Below are 21,507 nucleotides of genomic sequence, written 5' to 3'. Positions count from 1 at the left end.
TCTTTTACTGCTCTTAAGAAAACTTTTAGGAAGGAACCCGAATTTTGAAAATTGGAACTCTCGAATTAAATGGAAAAGCATTTTTGGCACCAATGGCAGGCGTTACCGACCTTGCATACCGGGAACTCTGCATGCGTTTCGGTGCAGCCTTCTGCACCACTGAAATGGTCAGTGCCAAAGCGCTGGAATATGGTGACAAACGCACGCCTTCTCTGATGGAACTTGGAAATGATCATCCCTGTGCGATTCAGATTTTTGGCAGCGAGCCGGCTTCGATGGCGATTGCCGCAAAAAAAGCACAGGTATTTTCTCCTGATGCCATCGATATTAATATGGGCTGTCCGGTTCCTAAGATCAATGCTTCCGGCAGCGGCTGTGCCTTGATGAAAACGCCGCAGCTCTGCGGTGAAATCGTAAAAGCTGTTAAAAATGCCGTTGATATTCCGGTCACCGTAAAAATCCGCAAAGGCTGGGATCACTCCCATGAAAACGCTGTAGAAGTAGCCAAAATCTGTGAAGAAGCAGGCGCGAGTGCAATCGCAATTCATGCGCGAACCAAAACCCAGATGTATGCACCCTCTGCCGACTGGCGGATCATCCGCGCAGTCAAAGAGGCCGTGTCCATCCCGGTAATCGGGAATGGAGATATTATTCACGCCGACGACGCCGCGCGGATGCTGGAACAAACCGGCTGTGACGCCGTCATGGTTGGACGAGCCGCCATGGGAAACCCCTGGATTTTTGCTCAAATTAACGCTTGTCTTCAGGAAAATGTCCGGATTCTTCCCGAGCCTGAAATTCATGAGCGTTTGCTCGTTATGCTGCAGCATATTCAAAAGATGGTAGAATACAAAGGAGAACACCGCGCTATGCAGGAAGCGCGCAAACACGTTTCATGGTATCTTCATGGGCTCCGCGGCGCCGCAGAATTTCGGCGCAAAGCCGGCGGACTCAACACCTATGAGGATCTCGTGATGCTCTCGAAAGATATTCTGGCCGAAAATCTTTCAAACTCTTCTGAAAGCTAAAAATGGCCCCGGTACTGTAAAAGTATCGGGGCCATTTGTTTTTAATTTTCTTTATAAAACACCACAAACGTATTTGGACCGGTATGCACCGTCGTAGTACAGCCAGCATACGTCAGCAAAACTTCCTTAAAAATTCCGGAGTCTTTGATCATTTGCACGAGACTCTCCAATAAAGACTGATCCATACCGGTTGTGGAAACCATCACATGGTCTCTGCAAATATTCGGCATTTCCAAAACATGACGCACATATTCTCTGCATACCTGGGGATAATTTCCGCGGAACTTTTTGTGTATGGAAAGTTCTCCTCGTGGACTTAAAAACAGACATGGACGCAGTTTTAAAAGATTTGCTCCCATTGTCTGCAGTTTGCTGGCACGACCGCCGCGATAAGCAAATTCCAATGTATCGAGTAAAACATAAGTACGGACCTTATCTTTTTCCTGCTCCATTAAAGCAGCAATCTCCTGCCCGCTTTTTCCTTGATCTCTTAGATCACAGGCATCTAAAACCATCAGCCCTTCGGCGGAACTAATGGTAAATGTATTAATTACATAGACATTTTCAAACTCCTGCGCAGCAATAACAGCATTCTGATAGGACGCAGACATTTTTGAATTCATGGAAAGATGAACAACATCTTCTCCTGCATCAACATGCTTCTTAAAGACTTCATAAAAATCCGTAGGTGCAGGAGCCGCCGTTTTCGGCAGCTTCTTTGTAACCGCAAAATCCTGAAAAACATCCTGTGGTTTAATATCAAAAAAATCGCGGGAAGTGCGATCACCGATCGTGATATAAAGCGGAATGACATCCACCTTTTTTTCCAGATATAAATCTGGGAATAAATCGCAGCCGGAATCTGTTGTAATCGCAGTAGACATATTCTCCACTTCCATTCTGTACAGGGTTTTATTATTATACCAAAACAAAGATAAAATTGCAATCAAACTATCTTTAACCGCTTTTTCTGCAAATTTTCTTGTAATTTACCTTTTATTTGTGTTAATATTAAAAAATATGATAGAGATTTATGGAGTTTTATCGAATTTAAAGAAAATATTAAGAATCGGAGGTTAAAAGAGGATATGCGAAAAAAGTTTTTTTCAATTTTTATACTAACATTGATTTTTATTTTTTCGGTTAGTACCATGCAGATTCCTTCATTTGCAGTCGAGACTCAAGAGCCAGGTGCCGGATATCAAAACTCCGCGATTGGAACCGCTCAAGCCGGAAATGGTGCCGAAACCGTTACCCAGAATAATAATACAGGTGCAGCAGTCAATGGCCACACCGATTTGGATCACGACGGATATGACGACAATACGAATGTTTACATTGGCCCTCCAAACTATACCGACCAAGATCATGATGGATACGATGATAAAACCGGTACCTATATTGGATCGCTGACTAGTTCAAGCACCTCTAGTAAAACGACTTCGTCCAGTAGCAGTGCTACTTCGAGTTCTTCTTCAAGCAGCAAAATAACCAGTTCTTCAAGCACGGTAAGCCAAACTGCTTCTAGTTCCAGCGAAGTCAATTCTTCCGTCTCTTCCGGATTCTTGTCAGGAACGATCGTTACCAAATTGCCAACAATTATGCTGGTCGGGATTATTCTAGTTGCAGTCGGCGTTATCGGCATCATTCTCTTTATTATTCTGCACCACCGCGCAAAAATACGGTATTCCCGTTCTCCCCGCGGAAAAGGACGAAATAAAGACTATGATGATGAAGACGATTACTATGACGACGAAGAAGAGGATTACAACGACTCTGATTACCCCAGTGAAAATTTCTACGATAATGACGCAAATGCAGAGGAATCTACTCATACCATTCCGCTTCGTCATTCCTCTGCTGCTCCTCGTCCCTCTTCTCCTCAACAAACTCAATATAAAGATATTCAGTCCTACAGTAATGACGAAAGACACCGAGAGGATTATGAAGAATATACTCCTTCCCACCATTTAGACGCAGCTGCACGCGCAGCTTCTCCTAAAAAGCCACAAAACAACGATAATTTTGACTGGGATCAATTTTTGAATAGTAACCGAAATAAATAATAAAAAACTCCGACCGTTTTTAGCGGCCGGAGTTTTTTTAGCTTAAAAATCCGGAAGAGTTTCTATCTGTATATTTGTTCCATCAGTCGAAGCCCGGATTGTCCCGCTGGTATCTGTTCGGTAAATTTCTGTATTCCCACTCGAAAGGCGCTTTAAAACACTTTCTTTTGGGAGTCCATAGCTGTTGTCTTTTCCACAAGAAATCACCGCTATACTCGGTGATACTGCTTCATAAAAGTTCGCCGTCGTGCTGGTGGTACTGCCATGATGGCCAACTTTGAGCACATCCGCCTTTAAATCTCTTCCGGAAGCAAGTATTTCTTTTTCACTTTCTTTTTGGGCATCTCCAGTAAAAAGAAATTTCTTTTCTCCGATCTGCAGCATGCAGACTGCCGAATAGTTGTTAATGTCTTCATAGTTTTCACTGTTCGGCGCCAACATCTCCATGGAAATTGAACCTTCCTTTAAAACTTCCACTCCCGCTTTTGCCTGTGTAATGTGACACCCTTTTTTTGAGATAGCTTCCAGCAGTTTTGTATAAGTCGCTGTTGTCGGTGTCTGACTTTTCGGCAGACGAGGCAGATAAATTTCTCCAATCTCAAAACTGTCAATGATCTTTGCCATAGAACCAATATGATCTGCATGTGGATGCGTTCCAATCACAGCATCCAGCTTTTTGACTCCCAATTTTTGAAGTCTTCGAACCAACTGATCTGCACAATCTGGTGTTCCAGTATCAATCAATATGTTTTTTCCGTCTGAAAGCTGAATAAACTCGCTATCACCCTGGCCCACATCAAAATAATAAATTTGGCTTTTTTCCTCTATGTCTATATTTGAGGAAGTGCCTAAGGATGTTTGCTGCACAGCTCCCGGCGCTGCACAACTGCCTAAAAACAACACTGATACGGCCGCCGCAGTAATTCGGCGCAACCGATCAAAAAATCGCATATCATCTCTCCTCTTCTCTTGTTTTGGCTTTCATTATAGGCTTGAAAACGACATTTTGTCAATTTGGTCCCCTTGCAGAAAAAGTTGAGAAAAGGGCAACAATCCTCTATAATAGAGAGGATAACAAAATAGGAGGAATTTTTATGCTCGATCCCTTATGGAAAGAATTAAAAAGCGGCACCGACGTACGTGGTGTAGCATGTGAAGGCGTTCCAAATGAAAAGATCAATTTGACGGATTCCGTTATCGAACGGATCACAGCGGCTTTCGTCGTCTGGCTTTCTCAAAAAGTCAAAAAGGAGCCGGATAAACTGACGATTTCTCTGGGACATGATTCGCGTATCTCCGCTGATCGGATTGAGCAGGCAGTCGTTAAGGCACTAAAGCGAGCCGGTATAAAGATTTTTCTCTGCGAACTTGCTTCGACTCCCAGTATGTTTATGACAACTGTTGACCTTTCCTGCGATGGTGCAATTCAAATTACCGCAAGCCATCATCCATGGAACCGCAATGGCTTAAAATTTTTCACCCGGAACGGCGGGCTGGATTCTTCTGATCTGGAAGAAGTCCTGGCTCTCGCACAGGCGGACAAAAAAGCGCCTGAAAAGACGGGTTCTGCTGTTCCCTGCGATTATATGAAAACCTACGCCGCCCATCTTCGCAAAATGATCTGTGATGGAATTGGAATTGCTGAATCAGAGAAACCACTAAAAAATATGCATATCGTTGTCGATGCCGGTAATGGAGCAGGAGGGTTTTACGCAACCGATGTTCTTGCCCCTCTTGGCGCTGATATTTCCGGCAGCCAGTTTTTGGAACCGGACGGTCATTTCCCTAATCATATCCCAAATCCGGAAAATGAAGAAGCAATGGCATCCATCTGTAAAGCAGTACGCAATGTCAAAGCAGACCTCGGCGTAATCTTTGATACCGACGTGGATCGCGGCGGTGCTGTTGATGCTTCGGGAGAAGAAATCAACCGAAACCGTCTCGTGGCCGTCGCCAGTGCCATTGCCCTCGAAAATCATCCCGGCGGAACCATCGTAACCGATTCTATCACCAGCACCGGTCTTAAAGACTATATTGAAAAGACACTTGGAGGCATTCATCATCGCTTTAAACGCGGCTATAAAAATGTAATTAATGAAGCGATCCGGTTAAACAACGATGGCATTGACTGCCCTCTGGCAATCGAAACCAGTGGACACGCTGCCATGCGCGAAAATTACTTTTTGGATGACGGCGCTTATTTGGTGACAAAAATTATTATTAAAACGGCAGCGCTTCGTCGGGAAGGAAAGTCACTGGAAGACCTGCTTGCGCCGCTCGCAGAACCACAGGAAGCTTCTGAAATCAGAATTCCCATTACCCAAGAAGATGCACGCAAAGCAGGTCAGATTGTGATTGACCATCTAACCGATTACGCCAAAAAGCAGGAAGGCTGGTCGATTGCACCGGATAATCGAGAAGGAATCCGCATCTCTTTTGACAAAGCTCACGGTGACGGCTGGATGCTTCTGCGTCTAAGTGTTCACGATCCAATTCTGCCACTCAACATGGAAAGTGACTCTAAAGGCGGTGTTCGCACGATTGCTGAAGAAGCAACCGCCTTTTTAGAAAAAGAATTCGGGATCGACCTTTCTCCTTTGGAAAAATTTTTACGAAAATAAGAAATCATCCTTTCGAATTTGAAACGAACATTAAGAAAGGCCCAAAAACGCAATAAAAAAAGAGCTGATTCTATAAAATCAGCTCTTTTTTATTTTTATGCCTGCGGATTCCATGCAGCATGCACTAGATGAGCAACTCCGGGGATTGTCTCCCCCTGCTGGGAAGAAGTTGGTGACATTAATGCTCCGGTACCAATAAAAAGAACATGTTTCAAATCTCCTTGAGCAATTTTTTGAAGCACATAGCTGCTGAAAACCGCAGCACTGCATCCGCAGCCGGAACCTCCTGCATGGACATCTTGATTCTGACGGTCGTAAACCATCAACCCACAATCATTTTGCTGACGTTCAACATTGATTCCATCTTGATTGAGAATCTCTCTCAGCAAAGTACTTCCGACCTGCCCTAAATCTCCGGTAAGAATCAAATCAAAATCTTCGGGCTTTTTTCCGGTATCTTTTAGATAATCTTCAATCGTCTGCGCCGCGGCCGGTGCCATTGCCGCTCCCATATTGGCAGCGTCCTTGACTCCCAGATCAGCCATCCTGCCAAAAGTCACTTCTTCTATGGAAACATTTCCCTTCTGCCCTACCAAAACTGCTCCCGCACCGGTTACCGTCCATTGTGCGGTGGGGGTTCGCTGCCCTCCATATTCCAGTGGGAATCGAAACTGCCGCTCTGCCGAACAAAAATGGCTGCTGGTCACTGCCAGTGCATTCTGTGCAAGACCGCTATCTACAAAGACCGCCGCAAGCCCCAACGTCTGCGCCATAGTAGAACAGGCGCCATATTGTCCCAAAAACGGGATATTCATACTTCTCAATCCAAAAACAGAAGAAATACACTGGTTGAGAAGATCTCCTGCAAACAAGTACTGAATTTCACTAGCCTTAATTCCCGATTTCTCTAGAACACTTTTTACCGCTTCCTGCTGCAGATCACTTTCCGCTTTTTCCCAGCTTTTTTCCCCTAAGGTCGTATCGGTAAAACAATGGTCAAAATAATTTTTCAGTGGGCCTTCTCCCTCTTTTTTGCCGACTGCTGAACCTCCTGATACAATCCGTGGATGATTTTTAAGTCTCAGTGTATAAGTGCCAACGCGCATCGTGCTTTCCTCCCCTCAATACAAATGGAAAAGCACCAAAATCAGTCCATAAACTGCTGATGCAACCGTTCCATATACCAAAACAGGGCCTGCAATGACAAACATTTTTGCACCCATTCCGGTAACAAATCCTTCACTTTTAAATTCGATTGCTGGGGAAACAATCGAATTGGCAAAGCCGGTGATCGGCACCAAAGTACCAGCACCTGCATGCTTTGCCAAATTATCATAAACCTGAAATGCAGTGAGCAGCGCAGAAAAAAGTACCAGCGAAAGGCTGACCCACGTACGCGCATCCGAGAGATCTTCTCCCAACATTACGTAAAGATTACAAAGCATCTGTCCAACAGCGCAAATTGCTCCGCCGACAAAAAATGCCCAAAGGCAATTTTGGCCCCACTTGCTGTTCGGTGATGCCTTCTCGTATAGGCTTTGATATTCCTTATCGGTCAATTTCATCAAAAGTGCCCCCTTCGGATTTTTATTCTTTCCGAAGAGGGCACTCAATATTCTAAAAAATTTTTGTCCTTTTACTAGGATTCCAAACTGGAGAGAATGTTCATCCATAAAGTAACCGCCGCATCACTCGGCATTCTCCAGTCACCTCTTGGTGAAAGTGTCACACTGCCGACTTTCGGTGCATCCGGCAGACAGCTGCGTTTAAACTGCTGAGTAAAGAATCTGCGGTAAAAAGTCTTAAGCCATTTAAGAACCGTCTCATGGCCATACTGACCCTCAAAAGCATGGCAGGCCATCCGATAAATTTTATCCGGTGCAAATCCAAAGCGAAGCATATAATAAAGGAAAAAGTCATGAAGCTCATAGGGTCCCACCAAATTTTCCGTCTTCTGCGCAATTTTACCATCTTTCGGAGGCAGAAGCTCCGGACTCACCGGTGTATCCAGTACATCAAGCAGAATTCTCCCAATCTCACCGCCAAAATCCTCTGCAGCATAGCGCACAAGATGGCGCACCAACGTTTTGGGGATAGAAGCATTCACTCCATACATACTCATATGGTCCCCGTTATAAGTCGCCCAGCCAAGCGCCAATTCGGAAAGATCTCCCGTCCCGATCACAAGGCCATTGACCTGATTAGACAAATCCATCAGCACCTGTGTGCGTTCTCTTGCCTGACTGTTCTCGTAGGTAACATCCTGCACAGACTCATCGTGTCCAATATCGGAAAAATGCTGCCGAACAGCTTTTCCGATCGGCACCTCCTTAAATTGTGCCCCCAAGGCAACTGCCAGCCCTTCTGCATTGGAACGCGTACGGCTGGTGGTCCCAAATCCCGGCATGGAAACTGCAAAGATTCCCTTTTTCGGAAGACCCAAGAGTTCAAAAGCTCTTGTCGCAACCAGCAAAGCCAAAGTCGAATCCAATCCGCCGGAAACACCGATCACGACATTTTTGATTCCCGTATGCTTTAGTCTGGTTTTGAGTCCGTTTGCCTGAATTGATAAAATCAACTCGCAGCGGCGTTTTAAATCTCCTCGATCCTCCGGCACAAACGGTGTTTGAGAAAATCGTCTCAAGAGCCCCGTCTCCGCTGAATCCATCGAAAACAGAATTTTGGATTTTTGAGCAGGGAAATCTGTCCACGTAGTCGCACGACGACGTTCCTGCAAAAGGCGTTCCAAATCCACCTGTGCCATTGCGCAGGCGCCGGAAAAGAGTTTGGTTTCACCCAAAATTGCACCGCTTTCGGCAATCAGATCATGGCCAGCAAAAACCATATCGGTAGTCGATTCTCCTTCACCTGCGTCTGCATAGGCATAAGCGCAGTAAAGCCGTGCAGACTGATTTCCGACGAGGCTCTCTCGATACTCCGCTTTTCCGATTGTCTCATCGCTGGCAGAAAGATTCAAAATCAGGAGCGCTCCCTCTCTTGCCATCTGCACACTAGGCGGCTCCGGCACCCAAAGATCCTCACAAATTTCTACACCGACAGTCATTTGTGGATTATTTTGGCATTGATATAAAAGGCCGCTCCCCAATGGGACTTCTGTATTGCAGTAAGAAACCGTTATTGGCTCCTCCGGCGCCGAGGTAAACTGACGCATCTCATAAAATTCTCCGTAATTCGGAATAAATTTTTTCGCGGTCAGCCCCAAAAGCTTTCCCTTGCAAAAAACAGCGGCACAATTATAAAGCGCTGCCCCTACAGCAACCGGCACTCCTACTGCTGCCAAAATGGAAAGACTGCTGCTTTTTTGGATCACCATCTTTAAATTTTCTTCTGCCGAACGCAAAAGCGCAGCATCATGAAATAAGTCTCCACAGGTATAGCCTGTCAGGGAAAGTTCCGGAAAAACTGCCACAGAGATTCCCTTTTGTGCGCAGAGATTTAATTGTTCCAAAATTTTTTCAGCATTTCCGTCACAATCGGCTACCCGAAGTGCGGGAGTCACCGCCGCAACATTTAAAAAGCCGTCCTTCATTTTATGCCTCCTCAGCAAATGGTATCATCCGCTTCTTTTCTCTCAGAAGGAGTTAAAATTTCTCCTGACAATTCCTCATAAAAAGTATTCGGTTTAAATTCATCTGCCGTCACCTGCTTCATCAACAAGTGAACGCGATGCAAATTTGTCATGGCGCCTTTCAGGTGATGCGCCTCTATATGCATTTTCATAACATTCCATTGGCAGCAGGAAAGTGACTTACTCGCGAGAGCATTATGGGCACTGCGATATTTTCCACTATACAGTCCCTTCTGCATCAAGCCTTCCCGAACCATAGCCACTGCCCGTATGTAATCACAGATTTTCTGCGGGTTCATGGTTCCGAGTGTGCTTTCCGTATGGACATTATAATAATAAAGTCCATTTGGGATCAGAACGACTTTGTCCGCACAGGCAAAAACCCTATGCAGAACCGCTAAATCCTCAAAGCACATTTTCGGAAAAGTCACATGAGACGCAAGGATCACACTTTTCTCTATCATCTTGCTCCACCAAAAGCTCTGGATCTGATAATCACGGATCAGCGTGCGCAATCCTTTTTCAGTATTCATCACACGATAAGCCCGAAATGGATATGGCAAATAAAATCCACTAAAAACAAAATGCCAATCATAAGAGCAGCAAGCGATCTGAGCATGGTTCTTTTTGCACGCCTGATAAAGCTTTTCGAGGTATTTCCTCGATACATAATCATCTCCATCTACAAAGCAAATATACTTTCCCCGCGCCTGCTTGAGGCCACTTTGCCGTGCAACTGAAACCCCTGAATTTTTCTGATTCAAGATGCAGACATTGGAGTATTTTTGTTCCAGTTCCTGTAATATTTTTAAAGACTGATCTGTACTTCCGTCATTCACTGCAAGAATTTCATAAGGAACCTTAATCGACTGTTCTGCAAGCGTAGAAATGCACTTCTCAACAAATTCTCCCACATTATAGACCGGCACGATGACGCTGATCTCGGGATTTTCAACACAAAACGCCACTGTGATCCGTCCTTTCTTCTCCAATATTTCCGGATTTTTTGCTAAAAGCATGTGCAATACTATATTTAGTTATTTTCTCAAATTCAAGCTAAAAAGTCAAGCTTTTCTCTTGCCCGTAAAATGGGCTGAACCGTTATTTTCGGTTCAGCCCATCTTAATATTTTTTTAATCATTTTCAGGCAGCTTTTGAACTTTGAGAAACCGAAGGACTTTGGGAAACCGAGGAACTTTCTCCCTGCGGCGGCTTTGTACTGCTCCCCGTGTTGCTGGAAGAAGGCCCTACATTATTATTATCGGAACCTTGCGAAACCGTTCCCGCTGTTCCTACCGAAGGCTGCTGCGTCTGGCTCGTATTATTTTCGACATCATTATTTGTTTGTGCAGAACCGGATGAAGCTGCTTCTTTGTTGGAATAATAAGAACTCGGCAGCTGTTCTGTGCGCACTTTTGCACCATTTTTATAATAAGTACGCTGTGCATCTGCTGTTATGGCGCCTTTGTCATCTTTACTGGCCTGCCATGAAGAAACTTCTATATTATCCCACGTTCCGTCATTATATCCATAGATGGTGCAGAACATTGTATTCCCGTTAGAACCGCTCACTATGAACATCGGATATTTCGTCGGATTGGTAAACTGTAAATCCGCACTCGGCCAGCTGACCGTCGCATCCAGTCCCAAAGGCACATAAGAAGAAGCATAGGTATGATTGTAGCGAACAGTGATGGCACATCCCGAACGCAGCGCAGCACCATAAATTGTCGTGCTCGCCTGGCAGATCCCACCGCCATAAGAATCTACCACTTTCCCATCTACGATTGCTCCGGCCGGCTTATATCCAGCAGCTTCATCACAAGCTCCTACCGTATTAAGAAAAGAAAATGTTCCTCCACCCTGAATAACCGTTCCGTTAGCCGTTTCCAAGGCGCGTGCCATATTAAACGTACCATTCGCATTATTCGTGGAAACCGTGCTGAAAGTTCCCAATTTTACAGTGTTTTTCTGAATATCATCGGCTGTAACCTGCGGATCTACCGTTTTCACTGTTAAAGTCACGCTGCCGGTTTTATTTCCCTCATCCAAAATTTTCTGAACATCTTGGAAGACTTGATCGTTCTGTACTTCTACACCCGTCTGCGCCGCATCACAGGTAACTTTTCCGGAAGAAGGATCAAATGATTTTGCCTGTGCATCTTTTGCCTCTTTATTAAGAGGTGCCACCGCATTTTCCAAAGCAGTCTTTAAAGTCGACTGATCAACCGTGGTTGAAAGAGAAAAATTTTCCGCCTTCGTCACTTTGATTGCCTCTTGCAGAACTTCATCCGTATTACAGGTGACCTTAAAATCTTGGTCCGACACAGTAAAAGTTTGATCCTGATATTTGAGTTCAAATCGATATCCGGAAGTTTTTTGCTTTTCTGTATCTGCAAGTGCATCTTTTGCCTGCTCCATTGTTTTGCCGCCCAAATCAATTCCTTCTACGGTTACACCATTTGCAAAAGTATTCGCACTTCTCCATGGATTTGCAAGCTTTCCCTGTTGAATCAAGATAAATACAATGGCACCAACGATAATCAAAACGCCAACAACAGAAGCCAAACAGATAAAAGTAACCTTTTTTTTATGTCTGTTGGGCTTCATCATGTTTCTTACAGGTTCCTCTTGGCAATGCTGCATAATATAGATCCTCCCAAAAAACGGAATCCTTCCGGATTCCCCTTAAAAAACACATTTTATGCCAATTTTCTTCTTTTTTCATTATAGTAACTTTGAGATTGCGTGTAAAGTTACAGCTTTGCAAACAAGTACCTTTTTGGCGAAAACGCCATGTAGAAAAATCAGGAAGTTTATGCTATAATTTTTATGAATATTTTAAAGGAGTGATGATTTGAAAATTATGATTCTCTCTGCCGCAGCAGGCGGTGGACATTTACGTGCAGCTCATGCAGTAGAAGAATATATCAAACAGAATGTACCAAACGCTGAAGTACTGGTCGCAGATGCACTTAAAAATGTCAGTGCAGCACTGGACTGGACCTGCTGTGACGGCTACAAACTGATCGCCAAAAAAGCGCCAAAGTTTTTTGGCTCTCTCTATAAAGCAACAAATAAAGATACCCCGCTCAACAGCCTAATGGTCCGTGTTAATCACAGTGCGGCACAAAAGCTGATTCCTCTATTAGAAAAAGAAAATCCCGATGTGATTTTAAGCACCTATCCTTTTGCAACTGAGATGATTTCGAATCTGAAGCGAGAGGGAATCTTAAAAGTTCCTCTTATCTGCCTGATGACGGACTACGGTCCGCACATGGCCTGGATTGCCTCCAATGTAGATGCCTATGTTGTCAGCACCGCAGATATGATTGATGAAATGGAAACGATGGGAGTTCCACGGGTACTGGTTCATCCTTTTGGGATTCCAGTAGGGGATGCCTTCTTTAAAAAAGAAGATCGCCGTTCTGTTCGTATCCGTCTGGACCTTGATCCGGACAAACCTACGATCCTAATTATGGCAGGTTCTTTTGGTGTGACACGCGTTCTGCGAATCTATGAACGAATCACTGCTCTGCCACAGGATTTTCAAATTATTGTAATCACCGGCAAAAATGAAAAGCTCTATGAAATGTTTAAAGAAAAAGCCATACCTCACAGCAAAAAGCCAACAGAGCTTATCTACTTTACAGATGAAGTGGAATCCTATATGCATGCTTCGGATCTTCTGGTTACAAAACCTGGTGGTCTAACCGTCAGTGAAGCGCTTGCCTGTGGGATCCCATTGGCTGTGTTTGATGCAATTCCCGGTCAGGAAGAAGACAATGCCGATTTCCTTTTGAACCATAATATGGCAGTGGAATTGGGCAGTGGAAAAGACTGCGCCATGATTATTTCGGACCTTTTCAGCAACGAAGAGGAACTGAAAAAGATGCGCGCTTCCTGCGAAGAATTCGATAAGACCGACTCCAAAAAGCAGATTTTTTCACTCATGGAAGATCTTATGAAGGTCTATCACACCGGTCCCTATGCAGAAGTTCTCTCTCCGCAGGAGCGGCTTAAATCTCTCAACAATCCCACCTAATCGAGTTTTATGCTGCTTTGTCCAAAATCATTCCATGAAAACAAAAGGGGATCGACTTTCCGTTCAAATTTTTGTTGGAAAGTCGATCCTTTTTTCATTTTATCTGTATGAAATCCGAAACTCTGCAAATAAATGACTCCATATGTGTTTGCTCATTTTTTCTTTCTGACGCCGCAAGCACAAACAAAAAGCAGCCAATTTGATTGTCTTTGATTCAGTTGCTTCCAAACTTTTGTGGGTGTATAATAAAGATTCAATCATATACAAAACAGGAGGATCATCTTGCAGGAGATTTATCTTGATAATTCGGCTACCACCAAGGTCTGCGAAGAAGCCGCTAAAACAGCATTTTCCCTCATGACAGAAACTTATGGAAATCCCTCTTCTCTGCACAAAATGGGGTTTGAAGCAGAGAAAGCTCTGCGCCTTGCGCGCGAACAGGTTGCAAAAGTTTTGAGCGCCCAACCGGAAGAAATCATTTTTACGTCCGGCGGAACCGAAGCGGACAACCTTGCTCTTTTTGGAGCAGCACATGCTAGAAAGAAACGCGGAAAACGCATTGTTTCTACCGCGATCGAACACCCGGCTGTGCTTAATACGTTACATGCTCTTGAGGAAGAAGGCTTTGAAGTCCTTTATCTCATGCCGGACAAAGAGGGCCACATCTCTCCGGAACAAGTCTTTGAAGCTGTCACCCCGGACACCATTCTCGTCAGCATGATGGCGGTGAATAACGAAGTCGGAACGATCCTTCCAATTGAAGCTGCCCATATGGCAATTGAATCTTCCGGTGCCCCTGCGCTCCTTCATGTGGATGCGGTACAGGCATTCGGAAAACTTCCGATTTCTCCAAAGCATTTAGGGATTGATCTTTTATCAATCAGCGCTCATAAAATTCACGGACCAAAAGGAGTCGGCGCTCTTTACCTGAAAAAGGGCATTACGATTCGGCCCCATACTTTCGGCGGTGGACAGGAAAGAAATCTTCGTCCCGGCACGGAGGCAATGCCTCTTATCGGTGCTTTCGGGACTGCCTGTTCCGTTTTACCGAACCCTCTTGTCTCCCGCAAAAAAGCACAGGCCCTTTCTGATCTCCTTTTTGAGACATTGGCACCGGTGCCGGGAGTCGTCCGCAACAGTCCCTCTGATGCACTTCCCTTTGTGTGCAATCTTTCTGTCCTTGGAATTCGTGCAGAAACGATGCTGCATTTTCTCTCTTCTAAAAATATTTATGTCAGCTCCGGTTCTGCGTGCTCCAAAGGAAAGAAAAGTCCCGTCCTTTCTGCCATGAAGCTTTCAAGCGAGCGAATCAATTCTGCTCTGCGAGTTAGTTTTTCCCGCTATAATACGGAAGAAGACGTTCTCACTTTCTGCAACGCTGTAAAGGAAGGAATTCGTTCCCTTCAGCATGTATAAAATTTTTCAATAAATTCAAAATAAACATAGAAACGGATTCTGATCATGAAAGAAATTATTCTAATTAAATTAGGCGAATTGGTATTAAAAGGGCTCAACCGCCAAACCTTTGAACAGACTCTGCTCAAAAATATTCGCAGAAGAATTGCGCCCGCCGGAAAATTTGAAATACGTTCCCTACAGTCTACCATTACGGTAACCCCGCTTTCCGACGACTGCGATATGGACGAAGCCTCCGAACGAATTGGAAAGATTTTCGGTATCGCCACCTACTCCAGAGCTTGCGTTACCGAGAAGAGCATGGAAAAGATTTTGCCCGCTTGCGCCGAGTATCTGAAATATCAGCTGCTTTGTGCCAAAACGTTTAAGGTGGAAGCAAAGCGCAGCGATAAAAAATTTCCGCTCAATTCTCCGCAGATCAGTGCTGAGACCGGCGCTTATTTACTGGAAAAATTTCCGAATCTTTCGGTCGATGTTCATCATCCCGATTTAATCGTGCGCGTAGAAGTGCGTGATTTTGCAGCTTATATCCATGGTGAACCGCTGCGCGGTGCAGGCGGAATTCCTGTCGGTACCGGCGGAAAAGCTGCCATTCTCATCAGCGGCGGAATCGATAGTCCCGTTGCCGCATGGATGATGGCACGCCGCGGGCTGGAACTTTCCGCCGTACATTTTGCAAGTCCACCTTACACCAGCGAGCGTGCCGAACAGAAGGTAGTCGATCTGCTCACCGAAGTGAGCGCTTACGCCGGTAGGATTTATATGTTTACCGTCCCGTTCACGCATATTCAAGAAGCGATCCGCGACCATTGTCCAGAAGAATATTTTACCATTTTGATGCGCCGCTTTATGATGAAGGCTGCAGAACGAATTGCGCAAAAAGAGGACTGCCGCGCACTGATTACCGGAGAAAGTCTCGGCCAGGTAGCAAGCCAGACTCTACAGGCAATCTGCTGCACTGATGAAGCTTGTTCGATGCCTGTTTTTCGTCCGCTGATTGGGGACGACAAGCGGGATATCGTTGCAATGGCTCAGAAAATCGGCACTTTTGAAACTTCTATTGAGCCTTTTGAAGATTGCTGCACTGTCTTTACTCCAAAACATCCCCGTACTCGTCCGAATCTGAAAGATGTTTTACAAGCGGAATCCGTACTTCCCGTTGAAGCACTTCTCGACGAATGTGTACAAAATACAACCGTTCGCCGGATTCCCGTTTAAAATTTTGATTCTTTCGGCTGTAAAATCAGCCGTTATTAAAAATTAGGAGGGATCTCTTTACTATGAAAGCTGAAATTATTTCGGTCGGCACAGAACTTCTTCTCGGTCAGGTGATCAACTCCGACACTGCTTATGTAGCACGCAGTCTAGCTGCTCTTGGCATTGATGTACAATATTCCAGTATTGTCGGTGATAACTCCGAAAGACTTACCACTGCACTCACCGATTCTTTTTCCCGCGCAGATTTAATCGTTACCACCGGCGGCCTTGGGCCCACCGGAGACGATCTGACAAAAGAAACCTGTGCACGTCTTGCAGGGCGTCACCTCGTACAGGATAAAAAGAGTCTTGAGCGCCTCAAAGAATATTTTAAAGGCCGGGACTGCGGTCCTAATCAGCTAAAACAGGTGATGCTGCCGGAAGACTGCACCGTCCTTCAAAATGATCACGGTACCGCTCCCGGATGTGGATTTACCACCAAAGACGGAAAAGTGGTCGTCATGCTGCCTGGACCTCCGTCAGAACTGGTTCCTATGATGGAAAATTATGCAATTCCGTTTCTTTCCAAATTAACGGACAGCATTATTTGGAGCACCGATATCCGCGTTTATGGAATCGGAGAAGGTGCCGCCGAAGAACGAATTGTAGATTTAACCGAAAACAAAAATCCAACTGTCGCAACTTATGCAAAGACCAATGAAATGTATGTCCGGGTCACCGCGAAAGCTTCTACCAAAGAGGAAGCACAAAAATTATGTAAACCCATGGTGCATGAAGTCTGCAATCGCCTCGGAGACGCGGTCTATGGAATTGATGTAAAAAGCCTCGAAGAAGTAGTCGTCAAATCTCTCACAGAGCAGAAAATGACACTAGCAACAGCAGAAAGCTGCACCGGCGGGCTGGTGGCAAAACGAATCACGGATATTCCGGGGTCTTCTGCAGTCTTTCATATGGGAGCCGTCACCTATTCCAATGATATTAAAACGATGTTATTGGGTGTTCCGGAAGAGTTACTGCGCAAAAAAGGTGCGGTCTGCCCGGAAGTTGCCGCCGCAATGGCACAAGGCGTTCGGGAAAAAGCAGGTGCCGATTTTGGCATTGGGATTACCGGAATTGCCGGGCCCGACGGAGGAACTGCCGAAAAGCCGGTCGGACTGATTTATATCGGGCTCTGTGATGGCTACAGCACTTGGATTCGGGAACTAAATCCGAAAAACGGCCATATTAGAGAGCGTTCTTTCCTGCGCTTAGCCGCCGCCAATAATGCACTTGATATGCTGCGCCGCCGTCTTTTAGGATTGCCCGACATCGAAGTGCCGGCCTTCCATCACGAGCGCCGCCGTAAATAAAATTTACAATCAGAAAGGAAGATCTGCCAAAATGGATACCGCTGTTATTTTTTACGAAGCACACCGCACCAGCATTTGCCAGGAACTTCTAGGGCACAGCGGAATCACTTTTACTGCAATCCGCACTGCAACGAATCTAAAGCGTCTGCATGCCGCTTTAGCTGAGCTTTTAAATGAAAGCCCCATCGTTTTAATCGTTGGCCCTGCTGAGGGCGGACAGCCGGAATGCACATTGGAGATTTGCCGGATTTTAGGGGTTCCCACAAAAGGCGGTCGCCCTGACGGTGTTTTAAAGCTCCACGGACAGAAAAATACAAAAGGCTATCTGATCGAAAGCCTCAGTCAAGCGATTGCACTTCTTCCGGACGATCCGGATTCTTTGGGAGCAATGCTTCCTGATTTAAACCGTCGGCTGCGGGACAAATTCAGCCTTCCGGCTCCTGAGCCGGAATTACATCTTGACTATCAAAATCTTGTGACAAATTCCATGGACCAGAAGGAGGAATCCCTATGATTCCAGATCTTATGCCGCAGGTGAAAACTGCAAATTTATTAATCCATTTCTTACAGGGAACCCCTGAACAGATTTCGCCTTATCCGTTTGTTCCTTATCCAAACCGTCAGAACCCGGATGCTGAAATCTATGGCATGGAACGCGAGGTTCCTGAAGCACAAGGGGTTCCTAGCCGCACGATCGCCGATTTTTATAAAGCGCTTCGTGATTGTCCGGATATCCGGGTACACAGCGTGGCCATTATGCGCCATGGAAAAATGATTACAGAAAGCAGCTTTCAGCCCTATTCCAGCGGATGCCCCCATATGATGTTTTCCCTCTCCAAAAGTGTCGTCGGCATGGCTGTGGGACTTGCTATAAAAGAAAATCTGTTTTCAGTGGATGACAAACTGGTTGATCTTTTCCCTGAGATTCGGCCGCCGTTCCGCAGTGCTCGTTTTAACAATATTACTGTACGCCATCTTCTGACTATGACTTCCGGCGTCAAATATAACGAGGTATTCAGCATTACCGATAAAGACTGGGTAAAAGGCTTTCTGTCTTCCGACTGCCTTTTCGAACCTGGAACCGCATTCTACTACAACAGTATGAATTCCTACATACTTTCGGCGCTTATCTGCAAAAAATCAGGAATGTCCCTTGTCGACTTTTTGATGCCGCGTCTCTTTTCTCCACTTGGAATTCCGAAACCGCGCTGGGAAACCTGCCCTATGGGAATTGAAAAAGGTGGTTGGGGACTCTATCTGCGCTCAGTCGATATGCTGAAGCTCGGTCAGCTTTATCTGCAGCACGGTGCTTGGAAAAAAGGCAATAAAAAGATTCAGGTTATCCCCGAACAATGGGTAATTGACAGTACTTCGAACTGGATTCCTTTTCAAGAGGGAAACCGCTCTACCGGATACGGATATCAGATTCGGCGTTTTCCTGCAAAAGATGCCTATCAGTTTAATGGTGTCTTTGGACAATATGTGGTTGTTCTTCCGGCCCGCGATATGGTAATCGCTATCACCAGCGGAAGCGGCCAACTTTTTCATGATTCCTCTCTGGAAATTATTGAAAAATTCTTTGGAGATCAGGCTGAGCCTCTTGCAGAAATGCCGCTTCCGAATGATGTAATGGCTGTCAAAAAGCTTTTAGACGTGATTGACCATCTCTATGCAGAGCCGAACCATCCAAAACAGGCTTCTTCTCAGGAAGAGCCTCCTCAAAAAGGGCTTTCCCGTTTATTTCATGCACTGAAAAGTTCTCCGGAGCCAAAGCATGTTCCTTCGATTCCACCGCTCGCAAAGACAATTCCGGAGGGTGATTTCTTATTAGAAGATAGATTTGCTTCTTTGATGCCGCTCATTCTGCGCAGTGTTACAAATAATTTTCCATCTTCTCCAAAGGCAGTCCGATTTGCCTTTGAACCGGATCTTTGTCGTTGCACCTTTCTCTGTGGCGAATCCGAGATTACGATTGATGCAGGTCTGCAGACAAGTGCCATTCGCAGTTGGATTCAATTAGGCGGCGAAGATTATTTTATCGGTTCTTCTGCAGAACTCACTACGGATGAGGAAGACCGTACCGTTCTAAAACTGTATATTCATTTTCTACAAACGCCTTGTACGCGTCTGATGAAATTTATTTTCTATAAAGGCGGTCACAAAGTATTCCTGCGGATGGATGAACTCCCAAGCGTTAAAACCGCTACCGAAATGCTCTTTGGCTTAGTAGACAGCGGAAGCGGCAGTCTCAAAGAGATAACGATGGAGGCCATTTCCAAAAATCGTCTGCGGCAGCGTGCAAAAGAAATCATGCGTCCCCGTGTAAAAGGGACCTTGATTTCGGATGAGCTCAAAAAGTCATCCAAAAAGAATGAGGTTGAAGGATAAATTTTCTTTCGTCTTATTCTATCTTTAATCATAAAATAAAAGGACGCCTTTCAATTAGGAAGGTGTCCTTTTTGCAGTTTTATATCAATTTCCATCTTCAATTGAGATCTCGTTAAACCGATCCGTCAGGTCACGAACTTCCAAGGCATTTTTCTCTGCCCCTTCATGATCCAAAACGATTTTTCCGCGGTGCATCATAAGAAGACGGTCTCCGTAACGCACTGCAAACCGCAGATTATGCGTAACCATCAGCGCCGTCAAATGTTTTTCTTTAACCACCCGTTCGGTGAGCTCCATCACCGTCTCACTGGAACGCGGGTCCAGCGCTGCCGTATGCTCATCAAGGATCAGAAGATCAATCGGCGTCATCGTGGCGATCAAAAGTGCCAAAGCCTGACGCTGTCCGCCGGAAAGGCTCCCAACCGTCACCTCCAGCTTATCTTCCAATCCCAGCTTTAAAAGCTCTAACTGACCGCGATAAGCATCCACCCGTTTGCGGTTTACCCCATGGGCAAGGCCGTATGGTTTTCCTTTTTGGTCGGCAAGCGCCATGTTTTCGAGAATGGTCAGCTGCGGGCAGGTTCCCTTCGCAGGGTCTTGAAACACACGCCCGATAAACCGGCTGTGCGCATATTCGGAAAGCTTCGTAATTTCGCGATCTCTCACAAAAATTTTTCCGCTGTCCACCGGAATGGAGCCGCAGAGCAAATTAAGGATGGTCGTTTTTCCGGAACCATTGCTCCCCACAACTGAGACAAAAGAGCCCTCACGAATAGTCAAGTTAAAATCTTGGAAAAGAGCAACTTCATTCACCTCGTCTGGGTGAAAAACTTTAGCAATGTGTTCCATTCGAACCAAAGGCTCAGATTTTTGTTGGATCGACATGCTGCTTTTTCCTCCTTCCCAAAGTAACTTGATTCCCCACCAAAGCGATCGTAAAGATGACCGCCATCAAAAGCTTTAAATAATTGGTATCGAGCCCCATCTGCATTGCTCCTGCAAGACAGGCCTTATAAAGGATCGCACCGCAGACGACTGCGCTCGTTGCACGCATGAATTTGACTTTTCTAAAGACCGTTGTTCCGATAATTACCGAAGCAAGCGCCATTACAACCATACCGGTTCCGCTCGCTACATTGGCGGAACCTGCCTGCTGTGCCAAGATACTGCCGGAAAGTGCCGTACAGCCATTTCCAATCATCAATCCCAGGATTTTCATGCTGCCCGGATCTTTTCCCAGCGAAATCACATACTGGGCATTATCCCCTGCCGCGCGCAGCAACAATCCAGAACGTGTTCGTAAATAGGCATCCGTCAAATATTTAATCAAGAGACAAACAGCTGCTGCCAAAATAACAACCCGAAACTGTGCGGCTCCATTCGGCAAAAGCATCGCAAGCCCTGAATTAAAAATCGTGTCGGAATTAAAGATCGTAACCGTTGCTTTTCCACCCATAATGGTTGCCAGATTGATGCTCCAAAGAGCGGTCATAACCAAAATTCCAGAGAGCAGATCGGTAATGTGAAGCTTTACATGCAAAAGTCCTGTTACTCCGCCTGCAATTGTTCCAGCGAAAAATGCACACAAACACGCAAGCCACGGATTCATTCCATGCGAAATCAACACCGCCGTAAGGCAGGCTCCCATTGGAAAAGTTCCATCTACAGACAAATCCGGAAAATCCAGAACGCGATAGGTGATATAAACACCGACTGCCATAATTCCGTAGATAAATCCCTCCTCGAGGATTGCCAAAATCAGATTAAAAAACACATTCATGCTCTCT

The 21,507-nt window shown here is 45.4% G+C and carries 18 protein-coding genes; 9 read left to right on the top strand and 9 right to left on the bottom strand.

What is annotated here, in order from left to right:
• Positions 1-44 precede the first annotated feature (44 nt).
• Positions 45-1,028 carry a tRNA dihydrouridine synthase DusB gene (gene dusB, locus OP489_RS01335; protein ID WP_266162588.1) on the top strand — a complete coding sequence of 328 codons (984 nt, stop codon included), beginning with the start codon at positions 45-47 and terminating at the stop codon, positions 1,026-1,028.
• A gap of 41 nt (positions 1,029-1,069) precedes the next feature.
• On the opposite strand, the gene OP489_RS01330 is transcribed toward dusB, so the two are convergent.
• Positions 1,070-1,912 carry a DegV family protein gene (locus tag OP489_RS01330; RefSeq protein WP_266162587.1) on the bottom strand — a complete coding sequence of 281 codons (843 nt, stop codon included), beginning with the start codon at positions 1,910-1,912 and terminating at the stop codon, positions 1,070-1,072.
• Between the two features lie 204 nt (positions 1,913-2,116).
• On the opposite strand from OP489_RS01330, the gene OP489_RS01325 reads away from it, so the two are divergent.
• Positions 2,117-3,094 carry a hypothetical protein gene (locus OP489_RS01325; protein WP_266162586.1) on the top strand — a complete coding sequence of 326 codons (978 nt, stop codon included), beginning with the start codon at positions 2,117-2,119 and terminating at the stop codon, positions 3,092-3,094.
• A gap of 42 nt (positions 3,095-3,136) precedes the next feature.
• Here OP489_RS01325 and OP489_RS01320 read toward each other — a convergent pair whose 3' ends face one another.
• A complete protein-coding gene (locus OP489_RS01320; RefSeq protein ID WP_266162585.1) occupies positions 3,137-4,045 on the bottom strand; it encodes a ComEC/Rec2 family competence protein in 909 nt (302 codons plus the stop codon).
• A 143-nt stretch (positions 4,046-4,188) separates the two neighbouring features.
• Here OP489_RS01320 and OP489_RS01315 point away from each other — a divergent pair, with 143 nt between their 5' ends.
• Positions 4,189-5,715, top strand: a complete 1,527-nt coding sequence (locus OP489_RS01315) for a phosphomannomutase/phosphoglucomutase (protein ID WP_266162584.1) — start codon at positions 4,189-4,191, stop codon at positions 5,713-5,715.
• Positions 5,716-5,810: 95 nt separating this feature from the next.
• On the opposite strand, the gene spoVAD is transcribed toward OP489_RS01315, so the two are convergent.
• The 5 genes from spoVAD to OP489_RS01290 all read right to left on the bottom strand — a co-directional run bounded on the left by spoVAD (position 5,811) and on the right by OP489_RS01290 (position 11,950).
• Positions 5,811-6,821: a stage V sporulation protein AD gene (gene spoVAD / locus OP489_RS01310; protein ID WP_266162583.1), complete on the bottom strand. Its 1,011-nt coding sequence runs from the start codon at positions 6,819-6,821 to the stop codon at positions 5,811-5,813.
• Positions 6,822-6,836: 15 nt separating this feature from the next.
• A complete protein-coding gene (gene spoVAC, locus OP489_RS01305; RefSeq protein ID WP_266162582.1) occupies positions 6,837-7,280 on the bottom strand; it encodes a stage V sporulation protein AC in 444 nt (147 codons plus the stop codon).
• Positions 7,281-7,354: 74 nt separating this feature from the next.
• A complete protein-coding gene (locus OP489_RS01300) occupies positions 7,355-9,265 on the bottom strand; it encodes an NAD(+) synthase (protein WP_266162581.1) in 1,911 nt (636 codons plus the stop codon).
• Positions 9,266-9,276: 11 nt separating this feature from the next.
• On the bottom strand, positions 9,277-10,272 hold the full coding sequence (locus OP489_RS01295) for a glycosyltransferase family 2 protein (RefSeq protein ID WP_266162580.1): 996 nt from the start codon (positions 10,270-10,272) through the stop codon (positions 9,277-9,279).
• Between the two features lie 175 nt (positions 10,273-10,447).
• The gene (locus tag OP489_RS01290; protein ID WP_266162579.1) at positions 10,448-11,950 is read right to left on the bottom strand and encodes a VanW family protein; all 1,503 of its coding nucleotides are present in this window, start codon (positions 11,948-11,950) and stop codon (positions 10,448-10,450) included.
• 220 nt (positions 11,951-12,170) lie between these two features.
• On the opposite strand from OP489_RS01290, the gene OP489_RS01285 reads away from it, so the two are divergent.
• The 6 genes from OP489_RS01285 (at position 12,171) to OP489_RS01260 (ending at position 19,720) form a co-directional block, all read left to right on the top strand.
• On the top strand, positions 12,171-13,349 hold the full coding sequence (locus tag OP489_RS01285; RefSeq protein WP_266163453.1) for an MGDG synthase family glycosyltransferase: 1,179 nt from the start codon (positions 12,171-12,173) through the stop codon (positions 13,347-13,349).
• Between the two features lie 282 nt (positions 13,350-13,631).
• Positions 13,632-14,765 carry a cysteine desulfurase family protein gene (locus OP489_RS01280; protein ID WP_266162578.1) on the top strand — a complete coding sequence of 378 codons (1,134 nt, stop codon included), beginning with the start codon at positions 13,632-13,634 and terminating at the stop codon, positions 14,763-14,765.
• 45 nt (positions 14,766-14,810) lie between these two features.
• Entirely contained in the window at positions 14,811-15,983 is a 1,173-nt protein-coding gene (gene thiI, locus OP489_RS01275) for a tRNA uracil 4-sulfurtransferase ThiI (RefSeq protein ID WP_266162577.1), read from the top strand.
• A gap of 62 nt (positions 15,984-16,045) precedes the next feature.
• On the top strand, positions 16,046-17,332 hold the full coding sequence (locus OP489_RS01270; RefSeq protein WP_266162576.1) for a competence/damage-inducible protein A: 1,287 nt from the start codon (positions 16,046-16,048) through the stop codon (positions 17,330-17,332).
• A gap of 31 nt (positions 17,333-17,363) precedes the next feature.
• Positions 17,364-17,846: a hypothetical protein gene (locus tag OP489_RS01265; RefSeq protein ID WP_266162575.1), complete on the top strand. Its 483-nt coding sequence runs from the start codon at positions 17,364-17,366 to the stop codon at positions 17,844-17,846.
• Positions 17,843-19,720 (top strand): serine hydrolase, encoded by a 1,878-nt coding sequence (locus tag OP489_RS01260; RefSeq protein WP_266162574.1) that lies wholly within the window; start codon positions 17,843-17,845, stop codon positions 19,718-19,720. The genes OP489_RS01265 and OP489_RS01260 overlap by 4 nt, the downstream gene beginning before the upstream one ends.
• An 84-nt stretch (positions 19,721-19,804) precedes the next feature.
• On the opposite strand, the gene OP489_RS01255 is transcribed toward OP489_RS01260, so the two are convergent.
• On the bottom strand, positions 19,805-20,578 hold the full coding sequence (locus tag OP489_RS01255) for an ABC transporter ATP-binding protein (RefSeq protein ID WP_266163452.1): 774 nt from the start codon (positions 20,576-20,578) through the stop codon (positions 19,805-19,807).
• A 4-nt stretch (positions 20,579-20,582) separates the two neighbouring features.
• Positions 20,583-21,500, bottom strand: a complete 918-nt coding sequence (locus OP489_RS01250) for an ABC transporter permease (protein ID WP_266162573.1) — start codon at positions 21,498-21,500, stop codon at positions 20,583-20,585.
• Positions 21,501-21,507 lie beyond the last annotated feature (7 nt).

Source organism: Caproicibacterium sp. BJN0003, assembly GCF_026314295.1.
GTDB lineage: Bacteria > Bacillota > Clostridia > Oscillospirales > Acutalibacteraceae > Caproicibacterium.
This window is presented reverse-complemented; position numbering and strand designations above follow the sequence as displayed.